The organism is Palleniella muris (genome assembly GCF_004792655.1).
In the GTDB taxonomy this organism is placed as follows: Bacteria; Bacteroidota; Bacteroidia; order Bacteroidales; family Bacteroidaceae; genus Prevotella; species Prevotella muris_A.
Genome location: NZ_SRZC01000016.1, coordinates 21,816 through 44,391 on the forward strand (window position 1 = coordinate 21,816; position 22,576 = coordinate 44,391).

16 protein-coding genes are annotated in these 22,576 nt (G+C 52.3%); 3 read left to right on the forward strand and 13 right to left on the reverse strand.

Annotated elements, in window-relative coordinates; all coding sequences use genetic code 11:
* Nucleotides 1-40: 40 nt before the first annotated feature.
* From E5358_RS10005 to polA, 8 genes are all read right to left on the reverse strand, one after another.
* On the reverse strand, nt 41-3,097 hold the full coding sequence (locus E5358_RS10005; protein WP_135940050.1) for a SusC/RagA family TonB-linked outer membrane protein: 3,057 nt from the start codon (nt 3,095-3,097) through the stop codon (nt 41-43).
* Between the two features lie 537 nt (nt 3,098-3,634).
* Nucleotides 3,635-4,762 carry a glycosyltransferase family 4 protein gene (locus E5358_RS10010; protein WP_135940051.1) on the reverse strand — a complete coding sequence of 376 codons (1,128 nt, stop codon included), beginning with the start codon at nt 4,760-4,762 and terminating at the stop codon, nt 3,635-3,637.
* Nucleotides 4,763-4,843: 81 nt separating this feature from the next.
* A complete protein-coding gene (locus E5358_RS10015; RefSeq protein ID WP_135940052.1) occupies nt 4,844-5,944 on the reverse strand; it encodes a glycosyltransferase family 4 protein in 1,101 nt (366 codons plus the stop codon).
* A complete protein-coding gene (locus E5358_RS10020) occupies nt 5,941-7,062 on the reverse strand; it encodes a glycosyltransferase (protein WP_135940053.1) in 1,122 nt (373 codons plus the stop codon). Before E5358_RS10020 ends, E5358_RS10015 begins: the two co-directional genes overlap by 4 nt.
* A 28-nt stretch (nt 7,063-7,090) precedes the next feature.
* Nucleotides 7,091-8,089 carry a M28 family peptidase gene (locus E5358_RS10025; protein WP_135940054.1) on the reverse strand — a complete coding sequence of 333 codons (999 nt, stop codon included), beginning with the start codon at nt 8,087-8,089 and terminating at the stop codon, nt 7,091-7,093.
* Between the two features lie 67 nt (nt 8,090-8,156).
* A complete protein-coding gene (locus E5358_RS10030; RefSeq protein ID WP_135940055.1) occupies nt 8,157-9,878 on the reverse strand; it encodes a gamma-glutamyl-gamma-aminobutyrate hydrolase family protein in 1,722 nt (573 codons plus the stop codon).
* Between the two features lie 129 nt (nt 9,879-10,007).
* Nucleotides 10,008-10,487 carry an Lrp/AsnC family transcriptional regulator gene (locus E5358_RS10035; protein ID WP_135940056.1) on the reverse strand — a complete coding sequence of 160 codons (480 nt, stop codon included), beginning with the start codon at nt 10,485-10,487 and terminating at the stop codon, nt 10,008-10,010.
* Nucleotides 10,488-10,652: 165 nt separating this feature from the next.
* Entirely contained in the window at nt 10,653-13,640 is a 2,988-nt protein-coding gene (polA, locus tag E5358_RS10040; RefSeq protein ID WP_135940057.1) for a DNA polymerase I, read from the reverse strand.
* A 427-nt stretch (nt 13,641-14,067) separates the two neighbouring features.
* On the opposite strand from polA, the gene E5358_RS10045 reads away from it, so the two are divergent.
* The 3 genes from E5358_RS10045 to E5358_RS10055 all read left to right on the forward strand — a co-directional run bounded on the left by E5358_RS10045 (nt 14,068) and on the right by E5358_RS10055 (nt 16,077).
* Complete coding sequence (locus tag E5358_RS10045) at nt 14,068-15,075, forward strand: polyprenyl synthetase family protein (protein WP_135940058.1); 1,008 nt, start codon at nt 14,068-14,070, stop codon at nt 15,073-15,075.
* A 593-nt stretch (nt 15,076-15,668) separates the two neighbouring features.
* Complete coding sequence (locus E5358_RS15360) at nt 15,669-15,812, forward strand: type II toxin-antitoxin system RelE/ParE family toxin (RefSeq protein WP_338400495.1); 144 nt, start codon at nt 15,669-15,671, stop codon at nt 15,810-15,812.
* Nucleotides 15,787-16,077 carry a helix-turn-helix domain-containing protein gene (locus tag E5358_RS10055; protein WP_135940059.1) on the forward strand — a complete coding sequence of 97 codons (291 nt, stop codon included), beginning with the start codon at nt 15,787-15,789 and terminating at the stop codon, nt 16,075-16,077. Before E5358_RS15360 ends, E5358_RS10055 begins: the two co-directional genes overlap by 26 nt.
* A 114-nt stretch (nt 16,078-16,191) precedes the next feature.
* Here E5358_RS10055 and deoC read toward each other — a convergent pair whose 3' ends face one another.
* From deoC to mnmG, 5 genes are all read right to left on the reverse strand, one after another.
* Nucleotides 16,192-17,079, reverse strand: a complete 888-nt coding sequence (gene deoC, locus E5358_RS10060) for a deoxyribose-phosphate aldolase (RefSeq protein WP_135940060.1) — start codon at nt 17,077-17,079, stop codon at nt 16,192-16,194.
* A 113-nt stretch (nt 17,080-17,192) separates the two neighbouring features.
* A complete protein-coding gene (gene dtd / locus E5358_RS10065) occupies nt 17,193-17,675 on the reverse strand; it encodes a D-aminoacyl-tRNA deacylase (protein WP_135940061.1) in 483 nt (160 codons plus the stop codon).
* A gap of 78 nt (nt 17,676-17,753) precedes the next feature.
* Complete coding sequence (gene uvrC / locus E5358_RS10070) at nt 17,754-19,685, reverse strand: excinuclease ABC subunit UvrC (RefSeq protein ID WP_135940062.1); 1,932 nt, start codon at nt 19,683-19,685, stop codon at nt 17,754-17,756.
* Nucleotides 19,686-19,868: 183 nt separating this feature from the next.
* Nucleotides 19,869-20,399 carry an adenine phosphoribosyltransferase gene (locus E5358_RS10075; protein WP_135940063.1) on the reverse strand — a complete coding sequence of 177 codons (531 nt, stop codon included), beginning with the start codon at nt 20,397-20,399 and terminating at the stop codon, nt 19,869-19,871.
* Nucleotides 20,400-20,587: 188 nt separating this feature from the next.
* Nucleotides 20,588-22,564 carry a tRNA uridine-5-carboxymethylaminomethyl(34) synthesis enzyme MnmG gene (gene mnmG, locus E5358_RS10080; protein WP_135940064.1) on the reverse strand — a complete coding sequence of 659 codons (1,977 nt, stop codon included), beginning with the start codon at nt 22,562-22,564 and terminating at the stop codon, nt 20,588-20,590.
* Between the last annotated feature and the right edge of the window lie 12 nt (nt 22,565-22,576).

Here is a 22,576-nt window from a genome sequence, read left to right on the forward strand (position 1 = left end):
TATTGCTTTTGTTTATTTGTATGAGTCAGTTTTGTCATTTTTAGAAACCGAATTGCAATCCGATTGTATAGTTGCGCGGAATGGCATAAGGATAGCCCAGTCCTTCGGGGTCAGCTCCGTTGTAGGCTGTGACGGTGAAGACGTTCTGCGCCTGGAAATACACGCGGGCATTGGTGAGGTGGAGCTTATTCTTCAGCGTTTGTGGCAGGGTGTAGCCAAGAGTCAGTGTCTTCAGCCGGAGGTAGGAACCGTTCTCCACATAGTAGCGCGAAAGTTCATTCTCGTTGTTGCTGTTGTTGGTTGTCGGCGCAGGGATGTCGCAGTTGTAGACACCTGTTGTGAGGTAGTCCTCATAAGCATTGGCAGCCTCAAGCAGTCGTGTGGAATGGTTGCCTGTCCAGAGCTGGAAGAAGTCGGTGTAGTACTTGGAGTTGTTGTAAGCGTCCCTGAATGTCGCACTGAGGAATGCAGAGAGGTCGAAGCCCTTCCAGTTCAGTCCGAGGTTGAGTCCGAGCTGTGCCTTAGGGAGGTCGCAGCCGAGCCATGTGCGGTCGGCGGAGCTTATTCTGCCGTCATTGTTGGTGTCAACATACTTCAGTCGCCCCACTTCCGGCTTGCCGAACTCTATCTGATATGTTGAGCAATAGTCGTCAACCTCCTGCTGTGTCCGGAACACGCCGTCAGTCTCGTAGCCCATCCATGAGCCGTAAGGCTGTCCCACGAGTGATTTGTCGATGCCGTTGCCACCGCCGTAAGTGTAGTAGATGTCATCAAGGAGTGATGTCACCTTGTTCTTTGTCACAGTGATGTTGAAGCCTATGCTGTAGTCAACCTCTCCGGCATGGTCACGCCAGTTGAGTTGTGCCTCAAAGCCCTTGTTGACCATTTCTCCGCCGTTGTACCAGCAGTAGCCTCCTTCGCCGATGATGGCGATGTAAGGTTTTTCCACGAGCATGTCCTTTGTCTTCTTGTGGAAGTAGTCAAGCGAGCCATACAGTCTGCCGTTGAGCATGGAAAAGTCGATGCCGACGTTGGTTTGGCAGGTCTTCTCCCATGTAAGGTCAGGGTTTCTATCCTGAATCTTGTAGGCACCTGGGGAGAGAGTTGTGCCGTCGCCGTTCATGTTATAGGAGCTTGCCTGAAGGCTCACGAGATATTTTGTGTAGAAAGCCTCATTGTCGATGATGTCATTGCCGTTGACGCCCCATGCCGCGCGCAGCTTGAGGTCGTTGAGCCATGGCTTTGTGTTCTCCATGAACTTCTCCTCACTGACGCGCCATCCTGCCGAGAATGAAGGGAACACGTCAGCGTTGTTCTCATGGCTTAGGCGTGAAGAGGCGTCGCGGCGTATGGTCACGGAAGCAAGATAGCGGTTGTCGTAAGAATAGTTTATCTTGCCGAAGGCGGAGTACATGGTGTAGTTGCTTGCTCCTGCGCCCACGGTCTGTCCTGCTGTCGTTGAAGAGAGGTACTGGTAGTTAGGGTCTTCGATGGCAAGTTTTGTGCCGAATCCGTTCATGTCCTCAGTATGGTATTTCTTTGCTTCGATGCCGAGGAGTCCCATGAGTGAGTTTTTTCCTGATTCAATGTTATATTGCGCTGTGTTTGTCCACACCCAGTCGGTACGCTTCACTGTTGACTGTGAGAGCTTGTTGACATCATCGCGAAGCCATTTTGGCTCGAAGGTCTTGTTTGTCTCGTTGTAGTAGTTTATGCCGAAGTTTGTCTTCAGGATAAGGTTCTTGACAGGTTCGACGGAGAGATATGCGTTGCCAAGGATGCGCCAGTACTCATGGTTGTTGTTGGAGTTCATCTCTATGAGGCGCAAGGCGTTTGACGTATCGCCGAGTACATCAGATATAGCGTCGTTGTATGCGCCGGAAGCGTCGTAGACAGCCTTTGCCGGATGCTGCTTCACAGCGTTCTCCTCGATGCCGTCAGGAGCATAGTGAGCCTTCCACCAGTTGACTGTAGCATTGCCGCCAACCTTCAGGTGGTTGTCAAGGAAAGCGTAGTCAGAGCCAAGGCGTGAGTTGACGCGCTGGAAGTCAGTGCCTTTGACGATACCGTCATGGTCGAGGAAACTGAGAGAGAATGCCGTTGAGCCGTTCTCAGAGCCGCGCCGTAGCCCCACGGTGTAGGTCTGCATGAGGGCGGTGCGGTGAATCTCGTCCTCCCATGATGTGCTTTGCGGAAGCACGTCTTCGCCGTTAAGGTTCTTGTAAGTCCGGAGGGAAGGAGTGGCACCGTTGCCATAGATGGCACTGTTGGGAGTGGCACCGTTGTTGGCGTTGCGGAAAGCAGTCCAGTAAGTCTGTCCCCACTGGTCGGCGTTCAAGAGGTCAAGCCCCTTGTTGTAAGTCTGGATTTGCAGCGAAGCGTCGAATGTCACGTGGCATTCGCCCTTCTTTGCGCGCTTTGTTGTAATGATGATGACACCGTTGGCAGCCTGTGCACCGTAGATGGCAGCAGACGAAGCGTCCTTAAGCACCTGTATTGACTCAATGTCGGAAGCGTTGATGACAGTAGCGATGTTATCGCGTGTCATCACGCCGTCGATGACATAAAGCGGACTGTTGGCGTCGCCGCGGAAGGAAGAAGCGCCGCGGATGGATGTTGATGTTGATGTGCCGCCGGGAGTGCCGTCGGTGACGATGTTCACACCTGCCACTCTGCCTTGCAGAGCCTGCATCACGTTGCCCGTAGGAGTGTCAGCCACGTCCTTCATCTTCACCACGGAGACAGAGCCGATAAGGTCGGCTTTCTTCTCTGTGGAATAGCCGACGACGACAACTTCCTCGAGGAGTGCGTTGTCCTCTGACATTTTAACGACCATGCCGTCCTTTGCCGGTGCGGTCCGGTTAGTGTAGCCGATGTACGAGACCACGAGTTCCGCGCCTTCAGGGACTTTCACGGTGAAGTTGCCTTCGATGTCCGTCAGCACACCGGTGTTCTGGCCCTTGCACACGACTGAGGCGCCGAGCAACGGCTCGTTGTCCGCCTTTGACACGACAGTGCCGTGCACCGTGATGTCCTGTGCCGCTGCTCCCAATGAGGTGAGGAGAGCGAAGAAGAGAATGATGAGTTTCTTGTTCATAGATATAAAGTTTGATTATTGTTTTTCTTGTTGAAGTTGTTTAAACTAATTGTGTTGCCTTGGTTGATGATTTTCACTCCATGATTATGTTTTTTTTCAAGCCTTGTCAGGTTTTCGTGGTGCAAATTTATGCTTTATGTCTTTAACGTGCAAGCAAAAGGGTTGCATCTGCTGGAAATAGTGTTACATGCAACGAAAATGGCATCGAATGTAACGTGAGTTTGACGAAATTGCAACAATGTGCGGAGTATCATCAAGTTTTTTTCAGGGTGAGCCGCCGTTTCACGGTGCAGAATCACTTGCCCTGAGACATGTCGCTTCACGCTCTGCATGACAAAAGGTAACGTTTTTTCGACAGAGCCTTACCTTTCACCATGCAAAGCCTTACCTTTCGTCATGAAAAATGATATGGCTCTGAGAAAAAAGAAACAAAAGAATTGTTCCTTTGCGACATTTTCGTGATGTTCCTCATGTGGAATTGGCAAGAGAAAGAGCCGTATCACACTCTGTTCTTATGAGTAATGATACGGCTCTTTCTTATGCTTTGTCATCATGTAGCAGGGAATTGTAGAGGCTTTCGTATTGCCGTGCCACCTTGCGGTGGTCATGGTGTCGCTGCACATACTCCACGGACCGGCGTTTGAGTTCCGGGATGCGCTCGCGGTGGTGGATGAGGTTCTTCAGTTGGGCATAGACACTCTCGTAGGACGGCAGCACGTTGATGATTGGGCGCAGCTCATGCTCGTTGATGATCTTGTAGCTCTCCGGTTCTCCTCCTCCGATGTCGATGATGCCCTTTGACATGGCGAGGAGGGAGTTCATGGACGGTGTGTAGCTGTAGAGCTGGTCGAGGATGGCGTCGCTGCCCTCCATAATCTGCTTGTACTCGTCATAGGGCACGTTCTCCACGATGCGCAGTTCGGCGAGGTGGGGGAAGTCGCGCACGATGTCTTGTGCCGCGCGGAGCATGATGTCCGTGCCTTTGACGATGGTGCGGTCCTTCTGTATGCCGATGAAGAGCTTCACCTTGTCGCCCACGGAGAACTCTGTCGGCGTGTTTTCCATGATTATGGGCAGAGGGATGAAGGACAGTTTTTCGGGATAGACATTGCGGTAGCATGCCCAGTATTCGTAGAGGCAGGCAACGATGTGGTCGCAGTCCTTGGCGACATGGCGGCATATTCCCACCTCGTGGCGGGAGTCCTCTATCCACTGTTCGCGCTGGAGTGTGGCAGCACTGTCGTGCCTTATTGTTGCGCCAATCCTTTGGTCGCTGTAGCGCAGGGCGTCGGAGTGGAGCATCTGTTCCACGATGTGCGGGTCGTCGCCGAAAGAGCCGAGGATGATGTGGCGGTTATGGCGTCGGATGAAGTTGTAGAACGGTCGCAGGTGCGTTCCGCGCAGTTCGAGGAACATGGGGTTGCTCAGCTGCACGATGTCGTAGCCCTTGCACCGGCGGAAGATGGGCAGCAGGTGACGGAGGTAGTCGATGAGTGCCAGTTTGCCGTTGATGTCCGTGCGCCGTTCGAGGCAGATGTCGTAGGCGGGGAACCGGTGCCATGCTGTCCTGTTGCTTATGCAGCGCACCTCGTGGCCTTGTTCTGCGAGTCCTGTGGCGAGGTTGCTATGGAGAGTGCTCGGATTACCGAAGAGCAGGATTTTCATTGTTTGGTTGTGGGTTGGTCATTGCTGACAGTACTGTCAATTGTGTCAGTTTTGACGGGTCAGTATTGTCAGTACTGACAGTTATGTCAATATTGACTTGAAGATTCTCAGCCATTGCGCCATGATTGGTGCCGGCCGGAAGAGTGTGGCGCGCCGGAGGGCTGCCTGTCCCTTCTCCTTGCGCAGTGCCGGGCTGCTGGTTAGCGCGGAGATGCAGTCCGCCATGAGTTTGTTGGAGGAGGCGTTTCGGCAAGGCACGAGGAATCCTGTCTTGCAGTCACAGCCGTTTGTCGCTTCGTCCTTTTCCGCCATTACCTCCCGCGGGCCATACGGGCAGTCGAGGGAGACAATGGGCAGACCGCACATCATCGCCTCTGCTATCACTATGGAGAAGCCTTCCGTCTTTGACGTGACGATAAGCATGGAGCTGCCGATATATTCCTCCACGATGTTTTCCGCCAACCCTTTGAGTTCCACGGAACTGTCGAGGTGCAGCTCACGGATGCGCCGTTCGAGGCTTTGGCGTTCCTCCCCTTCGCCGAAGATGTCGAGATGCCAGTCCGGATGCTGCTTTATGGCCAACGCCCAGATGTCGAGAAGGCGCATGAAATCCTTCTCCTTGCACAACCGTCCCACGGCTATGCACCGTTTCGCCGTCAGTGGGGCAGGGTGGGGCGGAGTGATTTCGGTGAAGTTATGAATCACCTCCACACGCTTTGCCTTCGGGAACTCCAGTGCATCCCCTTTCGTCAGGCACACCACGGCATCCGCGCGCCGTTCCATGAAGCGGTAAATCCACTTGTGGTTCATTGTCTGGCGAGGCTGGTGGGACTCATAGATGATGCGCCCTTTCCATGAGGTCAGTGCAGTGAGGAACGAGCCTACGGCGCGAAAGACTATTGTCACGTCAGGATTCAGCCGCTTCACCTGCTTGTTGAATCGCTGCAAAGCCCATGGCAGGGTGAGCATGTAGCCTCCCGGGATCGGCGGCAGCGGCACGTTGAGCCGCACATGCCTTACGTCAGGGTGGAAAGGATATGCCGGCGGCACACTGTCGTGCCACACGGTCATCAGTGTCACCTCATGGGCGGTGTGTGCGGCAAGATAGTTGATTTTGTCGGTGATAATCCGCTCCATGCCTCCCCGGCATGACATCTTTTCCATGACGTAGAGTATCTTCATTCTATGATGTTTCTGATGTTGTTGAATCCCATTTCCATGATAGCCTCACGCCTTGCCTTCAGTTCTTCAGAGGAAGGCTGTCGCTTCATCAGGGCGGTGATTGTCGTGAGGATGTCCTCCGTTGAGTCAGCCTTATGGCAGAGCGTTCCGAGGGAGTTGCCGTGGAGCATGGGGCTGTTGACGAGACAATGGCCCTGTCCTTTCCATAAAGAGTTGAGGAGTTTCAGTTTTATTCCCGTAGGCTGGAAAGTCAGCAGAAGGTTGATGTGTGCCTTGCTTATCAGGCTGTCCATCTTCTCTTCGGAAGGGTCGTGGATAATCTCCACATGGTTGGTATGCTCTGCGGTGTGCATCATTTTCCCGGACGGACGGCGTCCCGCAATGATGAGCCGCATGCCTTCCGGCAGATGCGGTGCGATGTCGGAGATGAGGTAGTGTACGGTCTTTATGTTCTCGATGATGGACAGGTTGCCGTGGTAGAGGATATACGGCTTTTCCTCTCCGCCAATGTTCCCTGCGCTGTTGTCATGGGAGGTGTCAAAGAAGCAGTTGAGCAGCCGTACATCATTATGTGGGAACCGTTGGCGGTAGTATGCGGTGTCCGCCTCCGTAATAGGCAGTATTCTGTCGGCATGGGCGAGGATTCTCTCGAAATGTCTGAGTTTCAGAGCTTCCATGGTGTAATAGAAGCGTTTCATGCCCCATGGGCAGCTTGCTGCGAAGCGTCGGAAATACTCGTGTTCCACGTTATGCATCCTGACGATTTTCTTTCTGTCCTTCAGCCGTTTGTCAGCGAGTGGGAAGCACGACTGTATCCCTTCGAAGAGTATGGGGTGGCTGTCCTTCAGCAGGTCATCGAGAAGGCGGCTGTCGTCCCTGCTCCTGATGCTGAACGGCAGCAAGGACAGTTGCCGTATGAGCCCTGTGCGGCGAGGGTAGTAGTGAATCTCTTTGGCTATGCCGCGCAAAGCATCCTCCTCCTTTCCGTGGTAAAGGAAGATGTGGAGAATAAGCCCTATGCCTGCGTCGTGCAAGGCTTTCAGTTTGTAGTACATGTCCACCGCCCCTCCGTAGGTGGGAGGATAAGGCTGGTCAAGGCATATTACGTGAAGGGTCATTATGCTTTTCTGTGCATTGGTGTCGGCATTATTCGCCGTAAATCACTTGTATGACTGTCTGTCCCACAGCCTTGAGGGTCTCTTTTGAGATGTGGTCCATGGTGTCGTTGACGGTATGCCATGTCGGTCCGAAGGACGAAGCCTTGCAGTCCGGGTAGTAGGGGATGATGTCGATGCATGGGATTGCCGCCACCTCGTTGACAGGGACATGGTCATCGGTGACATATCCTCCGGCGGAGGAAGGGAAATGTGTGCCGTAGCCTGCCGTGGAGGCTGCCGACCACACTTTCTGCACAAGCTGCTGTGCGAACTGCAGGGACATGCCTTCCTGGTGGAATTTCGCGCCTTCGCCGCCCACCATGTCGAGGAGGATGCCGAAAGAGATGTTGCCGGAAGGGTTCTTGGCATATTCCTTTGCCCAGTGCTGTGCACCGAGAGCCCATGAGTCGTCCACTTGTGGTTCGCCCTTGTACCATTGCGGTGTGCCATAGTCCTCGGCATCGAAGCATACAAAGTCCACATCGACATTGGCGGAGTCGGCAGTGTTGAGGAGTCGTGCCACTTCGAGCATGACGGCTATTCCCGACGCGCCGTCATTGGCACCGATGACCGGTGTGTGGTGGTTCTCCGGGTTCGGGTCATTGTCAGCCCACGGACGGCTGTCGTAATGGGCGCAGAGGAGTATGCGCGGGCGTTCCGTTGCGGTGCTGTCGGAGGATGTGTGGCGTGCTATGATGTTCGTCGAGCGCAGCATTGTGCCGTCATAGGCTTTAAGGTCGGCTTGCTGGAGCTCCACGGTGCATCCGTGGCGTTGGAACTCTTTGGCTATCCAGTCGCGGCAGCGGTCGTGTGCGTCGGTGTTCATCGTGCGTGGTCCGAAGTCGCACTGTTTCTTGCAGTAGATGTATGCGGAGTCGGCGCAGAATTCCGGTCCTGTGGCAATGGGTTCTTCTGTTGTCTGCGATGTGCCGCTGCTCTTGCAGCTTGCCATGGCGAGGAGTATGGAGAAGAGGAGGATTATTCTCATGGGTTGTGGGTTGTTTTTTTAGGTCAGTATTGTCAATACTGTCAGTGATGTCAATATTGACTGAGGATTATTGTTGTTGTGCCTGTCGCATCACTCTCAGCCAGTTGCCGCCCCAGACCTTTGCAATGTCGCTGTCGGAGAATCCGAGGCGCACCATACGCTCTGTGATATGCACCAGTTCCGATGCATCGGAGAGTCCCGGCACACCGCCGTCACCGTCGAAGTCCGTTCCTATGCCCACGTGTTCGATGCCCATGATGTCTGTGGCATGGGCAAGGTGGCTGAAGAAGTCGTCGATGGAGACATCGCCTTCGCCAAGGAATCCGTGGTAGAGGGTCAGCTGCATCACGCCGCCGCGCTCTGCCAAGGCACGCATCTGGCTGTCGTGAAGGTTGCGAGGGTGGTCGCACAGTGCGCGGCAGTTGGAGTGGCTGCACACTATCGGTGAGGAGGAGAGTTCGAGAGCGTCCCAAAACGAGCGTTCATGGGCGTGGGAGAGGTCGACAAGAATTCCCTGGCGGTTCATCTCCCTGACGACTTCCCTGCCGAAAGGGGACAGTCCGCCGTGCGTCTCCGTTGTCCGTGCAGAGTCGCAGATGTCATTGTCTCCGTTGTGGCACAATGTGATGTAGGTCACGCCACGACGGCGGAAATGGCTTATGTTGCCAAGATTATGTTCGAGGGCTATGCCGTTCTCTATTCCCGGAACTATGGAGTGTACGCCACGGTGCTTGTTGCGGAGAATTTCTTCCGGAGTCCCTGCCACAGCTATCCTACCGCCTGATTTGCTGCATATTGTCTCAATCTTGTCAAAGATGCTGTCGGCGAATGCTTTAGGGTTCTGAGGTGCAGGGTTCTGCGGAAGATAGCAGACCATCTGCACGGCGTCAATCATTCCCTCATCCATTTTATGAAGGTCATAGAGGATGCGGGAATCACGGGTGAGGAAATCCACGTTCTGCGGGAAAAACATCGGTGTGTCGCAGTGGCTGTCGATGGTTACCATGCTGCGGTGCAGGCTCTTAGCCTTGCGGAACAACGCCGCCTCACCGACAATCCATTGGAACAGCGGCAGCCCGTTGCCGGCAAGCTGTTCGGGATGCCATTGCACACCAAGAATCTGCCTGTGCTCCGCGGATTCCATAGCCTCTATGGTTCCGTCACAGGCTTTTGCCGTAGGGCGGAACTTCCCTCCGCAACGGTCCACTGCCTGGTGGTGGAAAGAGTTGACGTCGATGCGTTCCGCATTGTAGAGTTTGTGGAGCAGGCTGCCTTTCTCGAGCGTCACGCTGTGGGATGTCTCTGTCTTTGGCTTCGTCTGGTTATGCTCCGGCAGAGCGATGTCTTGCAGGACATGCCCTCCGAGAGCCACGGCAAGAGTTTGCATGCCACGGCATATTCCGAGCATAGGGATATGGCGGTTGTAGGCAAGGCGGCACAGTGTCAGCTCATGTCTGTCGCGTATCTCGTTGAGTGACAGAGTGTCCGTCCATGGCTCTTCGCCAATCCACAGCGGGTTATGGTCAGCACCGCCACTGAAGATTATGCCGTCGACGACAGCGAGCTGGGAGAGAAGAATCTCTGCATCTTGCTCTGACAATCGCTTGTCCTCGGTGAAGGTCATTGGGGGAAGGAGCACGGGCACTCCTCCGGCACGCTCCACTTGCTCACAATAACGCTGGCGGAGAGAAAAATCCTCTCCGCCGGCGTTTGTTGTTATTCCTATCACAGGCTTGTCGGCAGTCTCCCGGCAACCATTGTACACAGGTTCAAGAAACTTGTCAAGCATTGTTTGGTTGTGGGTTGTGGGGGTTGGGTTGCGGGGTTGTGGGTTATGGGTTGGACAGCACTGTCAGTATTGGCAATTTTGTCTAAAAAACAACCCATAACCCACAACCTCCGACCCAAAACCGGTTTCTTATTTCTCGGATTTGCAGGTCACAGGGATTTCTCTCTTTATGGACTGTTCAAGAGAGATGAGAGTCTCGGTGGAAACCACTCCCGGGATGCTCTGGAGGTCATCATTAAGGAGGGTCATAAGCTGCTCATTGTCACGTGCATAGAGCTTTACAAGCATTGTGTACGGGCCTGTTGTGAAATGGCATTCCACAATCTCGTCGATATGTGAGCAGCGTTCTGCCACTTCGCGGTACATGCTGCCTTTCTCGAGTCGGATTCCCACGTAGGTGCAGGTGTTGTAGCCGAGGGATTTTGGGTTGATGTTGAATGAAGAGCCGAGGATGACACCAATCTCTATGAGGCGCTGCACGCGCTGGTGGATGGCTGCTCGTGACACTCCGCATTCTGCTGCCACGTCCTTGAATGGCATGCGTGCGTTTTGTGACAGAATGTTAAGAATTTTTTTGTCCAGTTCGTCGATTTTATCTGCCTTCTGCATGTTTTATTTTCTTTAGTTGTTATAATTATTACAATGTGATAGCAAAAGTACTAATTATTAGTGTAAAAACCAAGTATTTTCACACTTTTTTGTAAATTAATGATATTCTTTTTCGCTACATCCACTGTCGGGTGGCTGTATCACCGGTGTAACGCCCCATTCTTTTCAGTGTGCCTCAAGCCAGTTAGTGCCCCACCCGAAGTCGGCGATTAGTGGAACGGAGAGTTTGGCGGCAGACTGCATCTCCTCGATTACAATGCGCTCGACCTGCTCCTTTTCTTCCGGAAGGACAGAGAAATTCAGTTCGTCATGGACCTGGAGGAGCATTTTCGATTGGAGGTGCTCTTCACGGAACCGCCTGAAAATGCGCACCATGGCAATCTTTATTATGTCCGCCGCGGTGCCCTGCACAGGGGAGTTCATCGCCTCGCGTTCGGCAAGGGCGCGTTCCGTGCCGTTGCCGCTGGTGATGAGCCGGAGATAGCGGCGGCGCAGCAGCATGGTCTCGGCATATTCCTTCTGCCTTGCCTTCTCCTTGCACTCCTCCATGAAGTCCCGGATTTTAGGGAAGGTGATGAAGAAACCGTCCATAAGTTGCTTAGCCTCAGAGCGTTCTATGCCCATGTTCTGTGCCAGACCGAACTGTGTGATGCCGTAGATGATGCCGAAATCCGCACGCTTTGCCTTTGAGCGTTCTTCTGGAGCGACCTCCTCCGGCTGCTTATGGTAGACGGTGGCTGCCGTTGCGCGGTGGATGTCCTCACCGTTCCGGAACGCGCTGACCATGCGTTCGTCGGCAGAAAGATGCGCCATGACGCGCAGTTCTATCTGTGAATAATCGGCAGAGAAGAAGAGGTTTTTGGTATCTTCCGGTGAAGAGGTTTTAAATGTTCCACGTGTAACAATTTCACTGTTTCCTTGCAGCGGGATGAAGCATTTCCTTATCTCTTTTCCGTCCTCGTTGCGGACAGGAATGTTCTGCAGGTTAGGGTCTGACGAGGACAGTCGTCCGGTGGTCGTGACACACTGGTTGAAGGTCGTGTGGATGCGTCCTGTCTCAGGGTTCACAAGCAGCGGAAGTGCGTCGACGTAAGTGTTGATAAGTTTCTTAAGTCCCTTATATTCAAGTATTTCGTTGATGATAGGATGCTTCTTGCGCAGAGGGGTGAGTATCTCCTCGCCTGTGGCATACTGACCTGTTTTTGTCTTCTTCGGCTTCTCCATGAGACGGAGTTTTTCAAAGAGAATTACACCGAGCTTCTTGGGGTTGGTCAGTGTGAACTCCTCTCCTGCCAGCTCATAGATTTTCTGCTCGTGGGCAGCAAGGCGTTCATTGAAAACGCGCGACACTTCCTTCAGTGCGTCGAGGTCTATGGCGATGCCGGTCAGCTCCATGTCGCAGAGCACTTCCATGAGTGGCATCTCGATGTCATTGAAAATGTGCCACTGCCCTTCTGTCTCCTCAAGTCTCTTCCGGAAGATGTCCCACGAAGCGGTGGCGATGAAAGCACGTTCCGTTGCGTAAGCCATCGCTTTCTCCACAGGGAAGTCGCGGAGAGTCATGTCGCGGAGGTACGGCGCTTTCTTTCCTTCCGCCTTCATCTCTTCGCGGATAACCTTTTTTAACTCTTCGAAATTAGCAGGGATATGCTTGAAGCAGTCGAAGGCAATGTCGTTGATGGTGTGCTTAGGGTTCAGTCCGCACTCAAGGAGATAGTGGGCAATCATCACGTCGCGCATGGTTCCGCGCATGGTTATGCCATAGCGGTGGAGCAGAATCATCTTCGCCTTGAGGTCATGTCCGACTTTCTCAATCCTTTCGTTGCTGAAGATTGGCTCAAGGATGGCGAGCCGCTTCTCCGCTTCCCGGCGTTCAGGGGGCAGAGGGACGAAATAGGCTTTTGAACCACTGACGAGTGTCAAACTGACAATTTCTGCGGTCATTGGTGCGGAAATTGTCGTTTCGAGGTGAAAACCGACACTCTTTGTTGTCAAAATAAAGTCACAAATATTCTTTGTTTGTTCCTCTGTTTCAATAAGTTTACTGGTGTAGTGTGGTAGCGATAACCCTGTATTCCTTGCGATATTTTCTTGCACCTGTCCACTCGGAGGGGTATGGGTGTTAATTTTTTTAACCTTTACCGTCTTGTATACAGGTTCTCCGAAAAGGTCATAGCCGCTTACGACCTTTTCCTCTATGGTCTCCGAATTCGGGTCTTCTGCCGAAAGGTTTGCTTCCTTGTCATCACCGTTGGCGATGGCGAGGAATTTTTTCTTTATCTGGCGTAGCTCGAGGAGGTCAAGCTGTCGCGTGAGTTCCCGGATGTCCCATTCTCCATATTCCATGTTGCGGAGGAGGGTAGGGAGGTTGTCGGAGATTTCCGGAATGTCGGTGCGTATTTCGGCGAGGAACTTCGAGATGCGTATGTCCTCGATGTGCTCCTGCACTTTCTTGCCGAGAGCACCCTTCACTTCCGAGGCATGTTCGATGAGGTTCTCGCAACTGCCCCATTCGTTGATGAGTTTGACGGCAGTCTTCTCGCCCACACCGGGACAGCCCGGAAAGTTGTCGGCGGAGTCACCCATGAGTGCGAGGATGTCGATGACCTGTTTTGCCGATGAAATGGAATATTTCTCACATATTTCCTTTTCTCCGAGAACATCATATCCGCCCTTGAACCTCGGTTTGTACATGAAGACATTCTCCGTGACAAGCTGTCCGTAGTCCTTGTCAGGAGTGAGCATGAATATCTGTTTTTCCGCGGTTTCATCGCTGTTTTCCTTATCAAGCTGTGTGGCGAGAGCTCCGATTATGTCGTCCGCCTCGAACCCGTCGACCTGCAGGATAGGGATGTTCATGGCAGTGAGCAGGTCCTTTATCACAGGCACGGCAGCCTTGATGTCCTCCGGAGTCTCCTGACGCTGAGCCTTATACGGCGGATAAGCCTCATGTCGGAATGTCTTTCCGTGGTCGAAAGCCACACCGACATGTGTGGGTTTCTCCTTTGACAGAACCTCCTGCAGAGTGTTCATGAATCCGTGGATAGTGCCGGTGTTCATCTGCATCTGCGTGCTGTAGAAGTTGCTGTTCAACAGTGCATAGTAGCTTCGGTAGATGAGCGCATAGGCATCGATAAGAAATATTTTTTCCATTATTATGGTTGTTGATTTATTGATTCCACTACTGTAGTGTATTGTTTTCGCTGCTGAACTTCTCTGTTAAAGCACCGCAACGCGGTGGCTCTTCGTTAACCCCACATGCCGCTTGAGGCATGTGGGGTTGTCCATAGAGCGTCAGCCTGCACCGTAAGACGGTGCCTCATACAGAGTTTGCGTAATGAGCATATTTTCCATGAGGCACCATCTTACAGTGCTGTAAAGAGGGTTTGTTAACCGCGCATGTTCGGCTTCGCATCCATACGTTAGAAATGGAGGAATCGCCTCGCGGTGCGCTATCACTCATTTTTTATTCGCTGACCGGGCACGAGATATTTGTTTATTTGCAAATTTGTTGTAAAATTACTCAAAAGTTTTCATTAATACCAATATTTTATATTAATTTTGCACTAAATATTGTTTTATGGCTGATACACTGTCACACATAAAGGCTCCGATTACCGATGAAATGGCGCGTTTTGACGCTATCTTCAGGGAATCGCTGTCCAATAACGGTGGCTTGCTTGACAAGATGCTTGAGTACATCATGCGTCGCGGGGGCAAGCGCATGCGCCCTATACTTACCCTTCTTGTCGCCAAGGCGTTCTCCAAGGGGAAAGGGGCTGCAGAGGAAGATAATGCTGTCATTTTCAAGGCTTTGCACGCCGCTTGCTCTCTGGAACTTCTGCACACCGCATCGCTGGTTCACGATGATGTGGTGGACGAGAGCGACCAAAGGCGCGGACAGGCTTCCGTGAATGCTTCGTTTGACAACAGGCTGGCGGTGCTTGTGGGAGACTTCATCCTTGCCACATCGCTGCGAGAGGTGGCGACGGCGGACTGCGGCGCGATGACCGATGCCGTGGCGCGCCTTGGGCAGACGCTGGCAGCAGGGGAGGTGAAGCAGATAGAGAACATCTCTTGTGAGGATTTCTCTTTGGAGAATTATTTCGAGATAATCGACAAAAAGACGGCTTCGCTCTTCGAGTGCTGCTGCCGTTTGGGTGCACTCTCGGCAGGTGCCGGAGAGGAGCAGACGGCGAAGGTCTGTGAGTTTGGCAGGAACATCGGCATACTGTTCCAGATTCGTGACGACATCTTCGATTACTCTGATTCCAAGGCTATTGGAAAGCCTACGGGGAACGATATGTGGGAGGGAAAACTGACTCTTCCTGCGCTTCATGTCCTCCGTTCTGCTCCCGATGAAATCGTCGCTTTGGCGCATAAGGTCAAGACTTTCAATGTCACGGCGGCGGACATCTCGTTGCTCATGGCGTACACGCGGGCGCATGGCGGCATAGAGTATGCGGAGAAGGTGATGGGCGAGTACTATGCGAAGTGCATGGACTATATCGCCGGCAATATCCCGGATGCCGCCATAGCCGATTCCCTGCGGATGTACGTCGATTTCGCGGTGGGCAGGGAGAGCTGATTTTCTTCTCTGTCTTATTGTAAAACAATGACAAGCAGCAAAGCTCTCATATATCACAAAAGGTGGCTTGTCTTGGGAACCGCGTCAGCGGTGACAAGAAAGTAGCCGTACATTGCGTACACAATCAGAGATGTATCTTGTGTTTTTATCGGACGACACCACGTATTTTGGTATAATGAAAGGTCACTTTTTGTATAGCAAAAAGTGACCTTTTGTGTAGTCTGTCATTACCTTTCGCAGCACGAGAGGTAATGATTTGTAATTAATTGGTAATCAATTGATTTGGTGGCTTTGAATATGTTGTCAAGATTTCTGATTATATGTTATTAACTTTTTGACTGCTGTGATTTTTATTTGATTTAGTTGTATGGTTGTACAACTTTTATTATCTTTGCAGCATGGCATGAAAAATAAAAGCCTTTGGCAGTCATTTCTATGATTTCATGTCAAAGTTAAGCGTGATAGAGCAAAAGAAGGTAAGGAAATCTCTGTTGTTGTTTTCAGAAAATGACCGCTTTCCAAGGCATTTTGTGAAATACATTGAGGATGGAATTTATGAATTCAGGGTTACGTTAGGTAACAATTAGTTCAGAATATTTTTCATTTACGACGGGGAAACGCTTGTCATTCTGTTTAATGCTTTCCGCAAAAAGACGCAGAAGACACCAAGAAATGAGATTGAAAGGGCTAAACGATTAAAGGTAGAATATTATGAACAAAAAGACGGAAATTTATGACATAAGTGCCGAACTTGACAAGGAGTTTGGCGCACCGGGGACAGAGTCTCGCGAGAAGGCTATTCAGGAAGCGTGGGAAGAGTATAACGCCCAGATTCTTTTTGACGCCCGTAAGCAGTCAGGGTTGACGCAATCGGAGCTTGCCGCAAAGATAGGGGCGGACAAAAGCTATATTTCCCGCATAGAGAGAGGCTTGATAGTGCCCTCTATTTCAACATTTTACAGAATGGTTTCCGCCATGGGGTTGTCGGTAGAATTGAGGTAGGGGATATAAGAAATTTGTTTACGAGAAACGCTACATCCCGACAGTTGTTGCAGGCTGTCAGGATGTAGCGTTTTGTGTTGGTTGTGGTTTGTTTTCTTGAAGAAAAATGCGAGTTTAGAAGAACTTCACTTCCTTGCCCTCGATGTCGGAGAGGAGGAGGTTGGCAAGGCGTGATGTGCCGAGACGGAGCCACTTGTTTGTGAGCCATTTCTCGCCGAGAACTTCCTTGACGATGGTGTAGTAGGTGACGGCATCCGCCACGGTGTTGATGCCGCCGGCAGGCTTGAAACCTATCTGTATGCCGGTCTCGTCGTAGTACTCCTTGATAGCCCGGCACATGATGTATGCAGCCTCAGGAGTTGCGCTGACTTTCTCCTTGCCTGTGGAGGTCTTGATGTAGTCCGCGCCGGCGTACATGGAGAGGATGGAAGCTATCTTTATGTCCTTGGAATCGCGCAGGTCGCCGGTCTCGAGTATGACCTTCATGGCAGCGTCGCCACAAGCATTTTTCATCTCGGCGATGTCTTCGGCAACACCTTCGTAGTCGCCTTCGAGGAATTTTCCTACAGGCATGACGATGTCAATCTCTGTCGCGCCGTCGGCAATGGCGAGGGATGTCTCAGCGATTTTCACCTCCATGCGAGCCTGTGAGGAAGGGAAGGAGCCGGAGACGCAGGCGATTTCCACGCCCGGGACGCGCAGAGCCTCTTTCACAGCCTCTGCAAAGCAAGGGTAGACGCAGATTGTTGCCACGTGAGGGAGGTCGGGATAAGCGTCATCAAACTGGTTTACTTTGTCCGTGAACTCCATGACGGAGCGGTCGGAATCGGTGGTTTTGAGAGTTGTGAGTTCGATGCTTCCCATGAGGAATTTCTTCACTTCAGGGGTCATGTTCTCTTCGAGGTGAGCGTCAAGGAGAGCCTTTGTTTCCTCTGCCACCTGTGCGTCGTTGAGGTCAAGGTTATACTTGCCGAGGGCTTCCTGGATTTTGTTTGTTTCCATGTGGTTTAGGTTTTTGGGTTAATGGTTGTGGGTTATTGGTGGTTGCAGCATGGCTGCCATGCTGCAACGATGCAACATGATGACTCATGATGAATCATGTTGCATCATGATAATTATTCCTTGTTGTGCGAGTCGATGAAAATCGTCACGGGACCGTCGTTGATTAGTTCCACTTTCATGTCCGCTCCGAAGATGCCTCTCTTGACTTCCTTGCCTATGGCGGCGGACATTTTCGTGCAGAATTCCTCGTAGAGCGGCTCTGAGATGTCGCCCTTTGCCGCGCGGAACCATGACGGTCGGTTTCCCTTTTTGGTGCTTGCGAAGAGGGTAAACTGGCTTATGGCGAGGCATTCGCCGTCAACGTCCTTCAGGGAAAGGTTCATAATTCCGTTCTCGTCGTCGAAAATCCTCAGCTGTGAGGCTTTGCCCACGAGCCAGTCGATGTCCTCTGAGAGGTCGGTTTCCTCGACGCCTACGAGTATGAGAAGGCCTTTTCCGGTCTCTTGGCGGTGGGTGATGTGGTCGTTTTGGTATTCGAAGCCCTCCTCGTAGACTGTCACTGCGGAGCGGCTTACACGTTGGATTATTAGTCGCATGGTTGGTTGTTGTTGTGTTTTTTTTGTTGTGATATCGTGATGCGGCATGATTCAACATGATACATCATGATGCTCTTGTCATGCTTGTCGCTGCATGAGACTTTCTTTCACTATCTTTGCCTTCGCCGGTCCTATCACTTCCGCGATGCTTTCGTAGTCCGCCTCCTTTATGCGCTTGACGGATTTGAAGGCTTTCAGCAGTGTTTCGGCGGTCTTCGGACCAATGCCCTTGATGTTGTCCAGTTCGCTTGCGAGGGCGTTCTTTGAGCGTTTGTCGCGGTGGAATGTTATGGCGAAGCGGTGAACCTCATCCTGCAGCTGCGTGAGGACATGGAACAGTTCGCTGTCCGTCTTCAGCTGCACCGTGACAGGCTGCTGTGAGGCGTTCCTGCCCACATCCCTGAGGTAAAGAAGCTCGTTTGTGCGGTGCTTGTCGTCCTTTGCCAGACCCGCGATAGGTATGTCAAGGCGCAGCTCTCCCCATACCACCTCCGCCACGCAGTGCATCTGTCCTATGCCGCCGTCGCAGACGATGAGGTCGGGAAGAGACTGGTTGGCGAGCGTTGTCTCCACGCTTTTCGCCTGTTCGAGAGTGATTCTGTCGTCCGTTTCGAGGACAGAACGCAGTTCGTCAGCCGTCTTGCCGTATCTTCGGCGCACAATCTCCTGCATTGAGGCGTAGTCGTCGGGACCTTCGACTGTCTTGATGTTATACTTCCGATAGTCCTTTTTCGACGGTTTCATCTTCTTGAACACGACACAGCTTGCCACCGCATCGGAACCTGAAATATTTGAATTGTCAAACGCCTCGATACACATCGGCAGGGCAGGGAGAGCGAGTTTGTCGCGGAGTTCCTGCATAAGGCGTGTGGCACGCTGCTCGGGATTGAGTTTTTCCGACTGTTTCAGGCGGTCAACCTTATACTGGCGGCAGTTCATCCGCGATAGTTCGAGAAGGTGCGCCTTGTCGCCTCGCTGCGGCACAAAGAACTCTGTTCCGGGAATGTTCCATTCCAACGGCTTCTCGACGATAATCTCCCGTGCCGTGGATTGGAACCGTTCGCGTATCTCAGGGATGGCTTCGACAAGGATTTCTTCCGCCGTCTCGCCCAGGCGGCGCTTGTATTCGAAGGTGAAACTCTGGTTTATCTGGCCGTTCGTGACATGGATGTAGTTGACATACGCATTGCCGTTGTCGTCATCAGGCAGACAGGTGAACACGTCCACATTGGTCACTGTGTGGCTCACAACCTCACTTTTCGCGCAGAACTGCTCCACAAGGAAGTACTTTTCCTTCAGACGTTGCGCGTCCTCGAAGCGCATTTCCTCGGCAGCCTGCTGCATCTCGTCCCAAATCATGCGGAGGAGCTGGCGTGTGTTTCCTTTCAGAATCTCGCGTGCAGCCTGCATGTTCGCCTGATAATCCTTCATGGACTGCTTGCCGATGCAGCAGCCCCCGCAGTTCTTTATGTGATACTCCAGGCACGGTCTGTATTTCCCACGCGCAATGTCCAACGGCTGGATGTTCATGCGGCAAGTGCGAGGGTGATAGAGTTTCTTTATGAAGTCGAGCACGGCATACATCGAACCGACATTGGCGTATGGGCCGAAAAACGTGCCGAAATTCTTGTTTATCTGCCTTGTCGGGAATATTCTCGGGAAATATTCGTTGGTTATGCAGATGCTGGGGTAGGTCTTTCCGTCCTTCAGGAGTATGTTGTAGCGCGGATTATACTTCTTGATGAGTGCGTTTTCCAACAGCAGTGCGTCGTCCTCTGTGTTCACCACGGTGTACGTAATGTCCGCAATCTTCGAGACAAGCACCTTTGTCTTGAATCTGTCCACCTCCTTATGGAAATAGGAAGAGACACGCCGCTTTAGGTTCTTTGCCTTGCCTACATAGATTATAGTGCCCTCAGCATCGTAATACTGATAGCTGCCCGGCTTTTCAGGCATGTTAAGCACTATGTTCTTCAAGCGTGCAATGCGCTCCTCATTATTCTCTTTCATAAGGTTTTATGTGTGTTCCACGTGAAACAAGTTTATGGTTTTTGTGGGGAGTTTCTCGGACAATACTGACAAAATTGACAGAACTGCCAATGTTGACAATAATGTCAGTACTGTCCGGATTGTCAATAATGGCAGTATTGTCCGAAGAACTCCATTCAATCGTAATCTACGCTTACAACCCGGTTAAACAACCATCAGGGTGGTTATTTCCGTCCCTTCATCGAACATGTCGCGTCCATGGAGACCCTCAACGGTGAGTTCGATGATAAAGTTGATGTATATTTTCTTCGGGTTGAACTTCTTCACAAGGTCGTAAGCTGCGCGCATGCTGCCTCCTGTTGCAAGGAGGTCGTCATGGATAAGCACAACATCGTTTTCATCGATGGAACCTTTGTGAATCTCGATTGTGTCCTCGCCATATTCCTTTTCGTAAGACTCGCTGATTGTCTCTCCCGGGAGTTTTCCCGGTTTGCGGCAGAGGACGGCACCCGCACCGAGTTCCACGGCGGTGACGCCGGCAAGCATGAATCCTCGCGATTCTATGCCCACGACTTTCGTGATACCCTTGTCCTTGTAAAGTTCCACGATTTCATCGCGCATGATTCGCAGGCATTCGGCGTTTTTGAACAGGGTGGTGACATCCTGGAATTGGATTCCCGGTTTTGGGAAGTCATGGATGACACGGAGATTTTCTAAGAGTTTTGGATTGTTCATTGTTTATGGTTGTTGTTTATGGATTGTAGGTTGTTGGTTATGGGTTGTGGGTTAATGGTTGTGGATTAGGCTGTTTTGTGGTTAAAAAAGCACGATTCCAACGAGGTTGTTCCACATAAGAGCAAAACTTGTTCCTCACTCCTTTTTTCGTTGAAACCGTGCATTTTATATATGTTCCACGTGAAACATTAGCGTCCCATGTACACTAACAGCACATTGATGTCCGAGGGTGACACTCCCGGTATGCGTGAAGCCTGTGCGAGAGTCTGTGGGAGGCGCGCCGAAAGTTTCTGCCTTGCCTCGGTCGAAAGGCTTTGCAGGGAATTGTAATCGAAGTTTCCAGGGATTTTGATGTCCTCAAGGCGGTGCATCTTTTCCGCATATTCCCGTTCCCGTCGGATATATCCGTCATACTTTACCATTACCTCTGTCGCCTCGATGATTTCGGATTTGAGGGAAGGGAGATGTTTCACGGATGATTCGATTGATTCGGATAATTCGAGTGATTCGATTGATTCGGGCAAAATACCATATTCGATGAGACCGTCGATTGTCACACCCGGGCGGGCAAGAAGGTCATCAAGGTGATAAGAGCCACGGAGAGGAGTTGAGCCGATTCGTTCGAGATAAGGATTTATTTTCTGCGGTTTCACCGTCGTGTTGTGCAGAATCTCCCGAAGAGTCTCTATGCCTTTCTCCTTTTCAAGCCAGCGGTTCATGCGGACGGAAGTAGCAAGTCCCGCGGAGTAGGATAGGGCAGTGAGCCGTCGGTCGGCATCATCCTGACGGAGCAGTATGCGGTATTCCGCCCTGGAGGTGAACATACGGTACGGTTCATCGACACCCTTCATCACAAGATCATCGATGAGTACGCCGATATAAGCCTGGTCACGGTTGAGCACAACACCATCCTCGCCGCTGGCAAGGCGTGCCGCATTGAGACCCGCCATGAGCCCCTGACCCGCCGCCTCCTCGTAACCCGTCGTGCCGTTGACCTGTCCTGCGAAGAAAAGACCCTTGCAAAGTTTCGATTCGAGAGTATGCTTCAGCTGTGTAGGGTCGAAGAAATCGTACTCTATGGCATAGCCCGGACGGTAAACCCTCAAATCCCTGAACGCCGGAATCTCGCGGAGCGCGTCAATCTGCACCTCCATCGGCATGGACGAAGAGAATCCGTTAAGATACATCTCGTTGGAGTCCGTCCCCTCAGGCTCGAGGAACAGCGGATGCGATGTGCGGTCAGGGAACGTCATAAGTTTCGTTTCCACCGACGGACAGTAGCGCGGTCCGATGGATTCTATCTGTCCGTTGTACAGCGGAGAGTCGGCAAGTCCCGAGAGAAGTCGTTCGTGGCAGCGGCTGTTCGTCTCCGTCGTCCAGCACGGCAGCACCGAACCGCCCGCGCAATTCCCGTCGGAAAGATAAGGCAGGGCAAAATTCCTGCGGTCGTCCGTGAACTGTCTCTCGAACGTTTCCGAGTCAAGGTAACTGAACATCCTGTCCGCCTGCTCGCCGTCCTGCCGCACCATGTCCTCATAATGCACGGAGCGCGCGTCGATGCGCACCGGCGTTCCCGTCTTCATTCGTGCCGACCTGATGCCGAGAGCGTTTATCGATTCTGTGAGATGTGCCGCCGCCGGTTCGGCGATTCTTCCCCCCGGAACCATCTTGCGTCCGATGTGCAGCAGACCGTTGAGGAATGTTCCGGCGGTGATGACCACCGCCTTTGCGCGGATTTCCACGCCCCAGATGGTCGTCACGCCGCAGACACAGCCGTTCTCCGTGAGCAGTCCGTCCACCTGGTCCTGCCAGATGTCGAGATTAGGCGTTATGTCCAGTTGGTGGCGCCATTCCCAGATGAACTTCCCACGGTCACACTGTGCGCGAGGGCTCCACATCGCCGGACCCTTCGAGCGGTTGAGCATGCGGAACTGTATTGCCGTCCTGTCCGTTACGATTCCCATCCTTCCGCCCAGCGCGTCCACCTCGCGGACAATCTGTCCCTTGGCGATTCCGCCCACGGCAGGGTTGCACGACATCTGTGCAATCTTGTTCATGTCCATCGTCACGAGGCAAGTCTTTGCGCCGAGACCCGCGCTTGCGCAAGCCGCCTCGCACCCTGCGTGTCCGGCTCCGACGACTATCACGTCATAGAAAAGTGTCATTGCGTAATTTTT

Coding starts and splice junctions, on each gene's coding strand:
- E5358_RS10005 (WP_135940050.1), bottom strand. CDS start 3,097: ATGAACAAGAAACTCATCATTCTCTTCTTCGCTCTCCTCACCTCATTG.
- E5358_RS10045 (WP_135940058.1), top strand. CDS start 14,068: ATGGCTGATACACTGTCACACATAAAGGCTCCGATTACCGATGAAATG.
- E5358_RS10030 (WP_135940055.1), bottom strand. CDS start 9,878: ATGCTTGACAAGTTTCTTGAACCTGTGTACAATGGTTGCCGGGAGACT.
- E5358_RS10075 (WP_135940063.1), bottom strand. CDS start 20,399: ATGAACAATCCAAAACTCTTAGAAAATCTCCGTGTCATCCATGACTTC.
- uvrC (WP_135940062.1), bottom strand. CDS start 19,685: ATGAAAGAGAATAATGAGGAGCGCATTGCACGCTTGAAGAACATAGTG.
- E5358_RS10015 (WP_135940052.1), bottom strand. CDS start 5,944: ATGAAGATACTCTACGTCATGGAAAAGATGTCATGCCGGGGAGGCATG.
- E5358_RS10010 (WP_135940051.1), bottom strand. CDS start 4,762: ATGAAAATCCTGCTCTTCGGTAATCCGAGCACTCTCCATAGCAACCTC.
- E5358_RS10020 (WP_135940053.1), bottom strand. CDS start 7,062: ATGACCCTTCACGTAATATGCCTTGACCAGCCTTATCCTCCCACCTAC.
- dtd (WP_135940061.1), bottom strand. CDS start 17,675: ATGCGACTAATAATCCAACGTGTAAGCCGCTCCGCAGTGACAGTCTAC.
- E5358_RS10055 (WP_135940059.1), top strand. CDS start 15,787: ATGAACAAAAAGACGGAAATTTATGACATAAGTGCCGAACTTGACAAG.
- mnmG (WP_135940064.1), bottom strand. CDS start 22,564: ATGACACTTTTCTATGACGTGATAGTCGTCGGAGCCGGACACGCAGGG.
- E5358_RS10035 (WP_135940056.1), bottom strand. CDS start 10,487: ATGCAGAAGGCAGATAAAATCGACGAACTGGACAAAAAAATTCTTAAC.
- deoC (WP_135940060.1), bottom strand. CDS start 17,079: ATGGAAACAAACAAAATCCAGGAAGCCCTCGGCAAGTATAACCTTGAC.
- E5358_RS10025 (WP_135940054.1), bottom strand. CDS start 8,089: ATGAGAATAATCCTCCTCTTCTCCATACTCCTCGCCATGGCAAGCTGC.
- polA (WP_135940057.1), bottom strand. CDS start 13,640: ATGGAAAAAATATTTCTTATCGATGCCTATGCGCTCATCTACCGAAGC.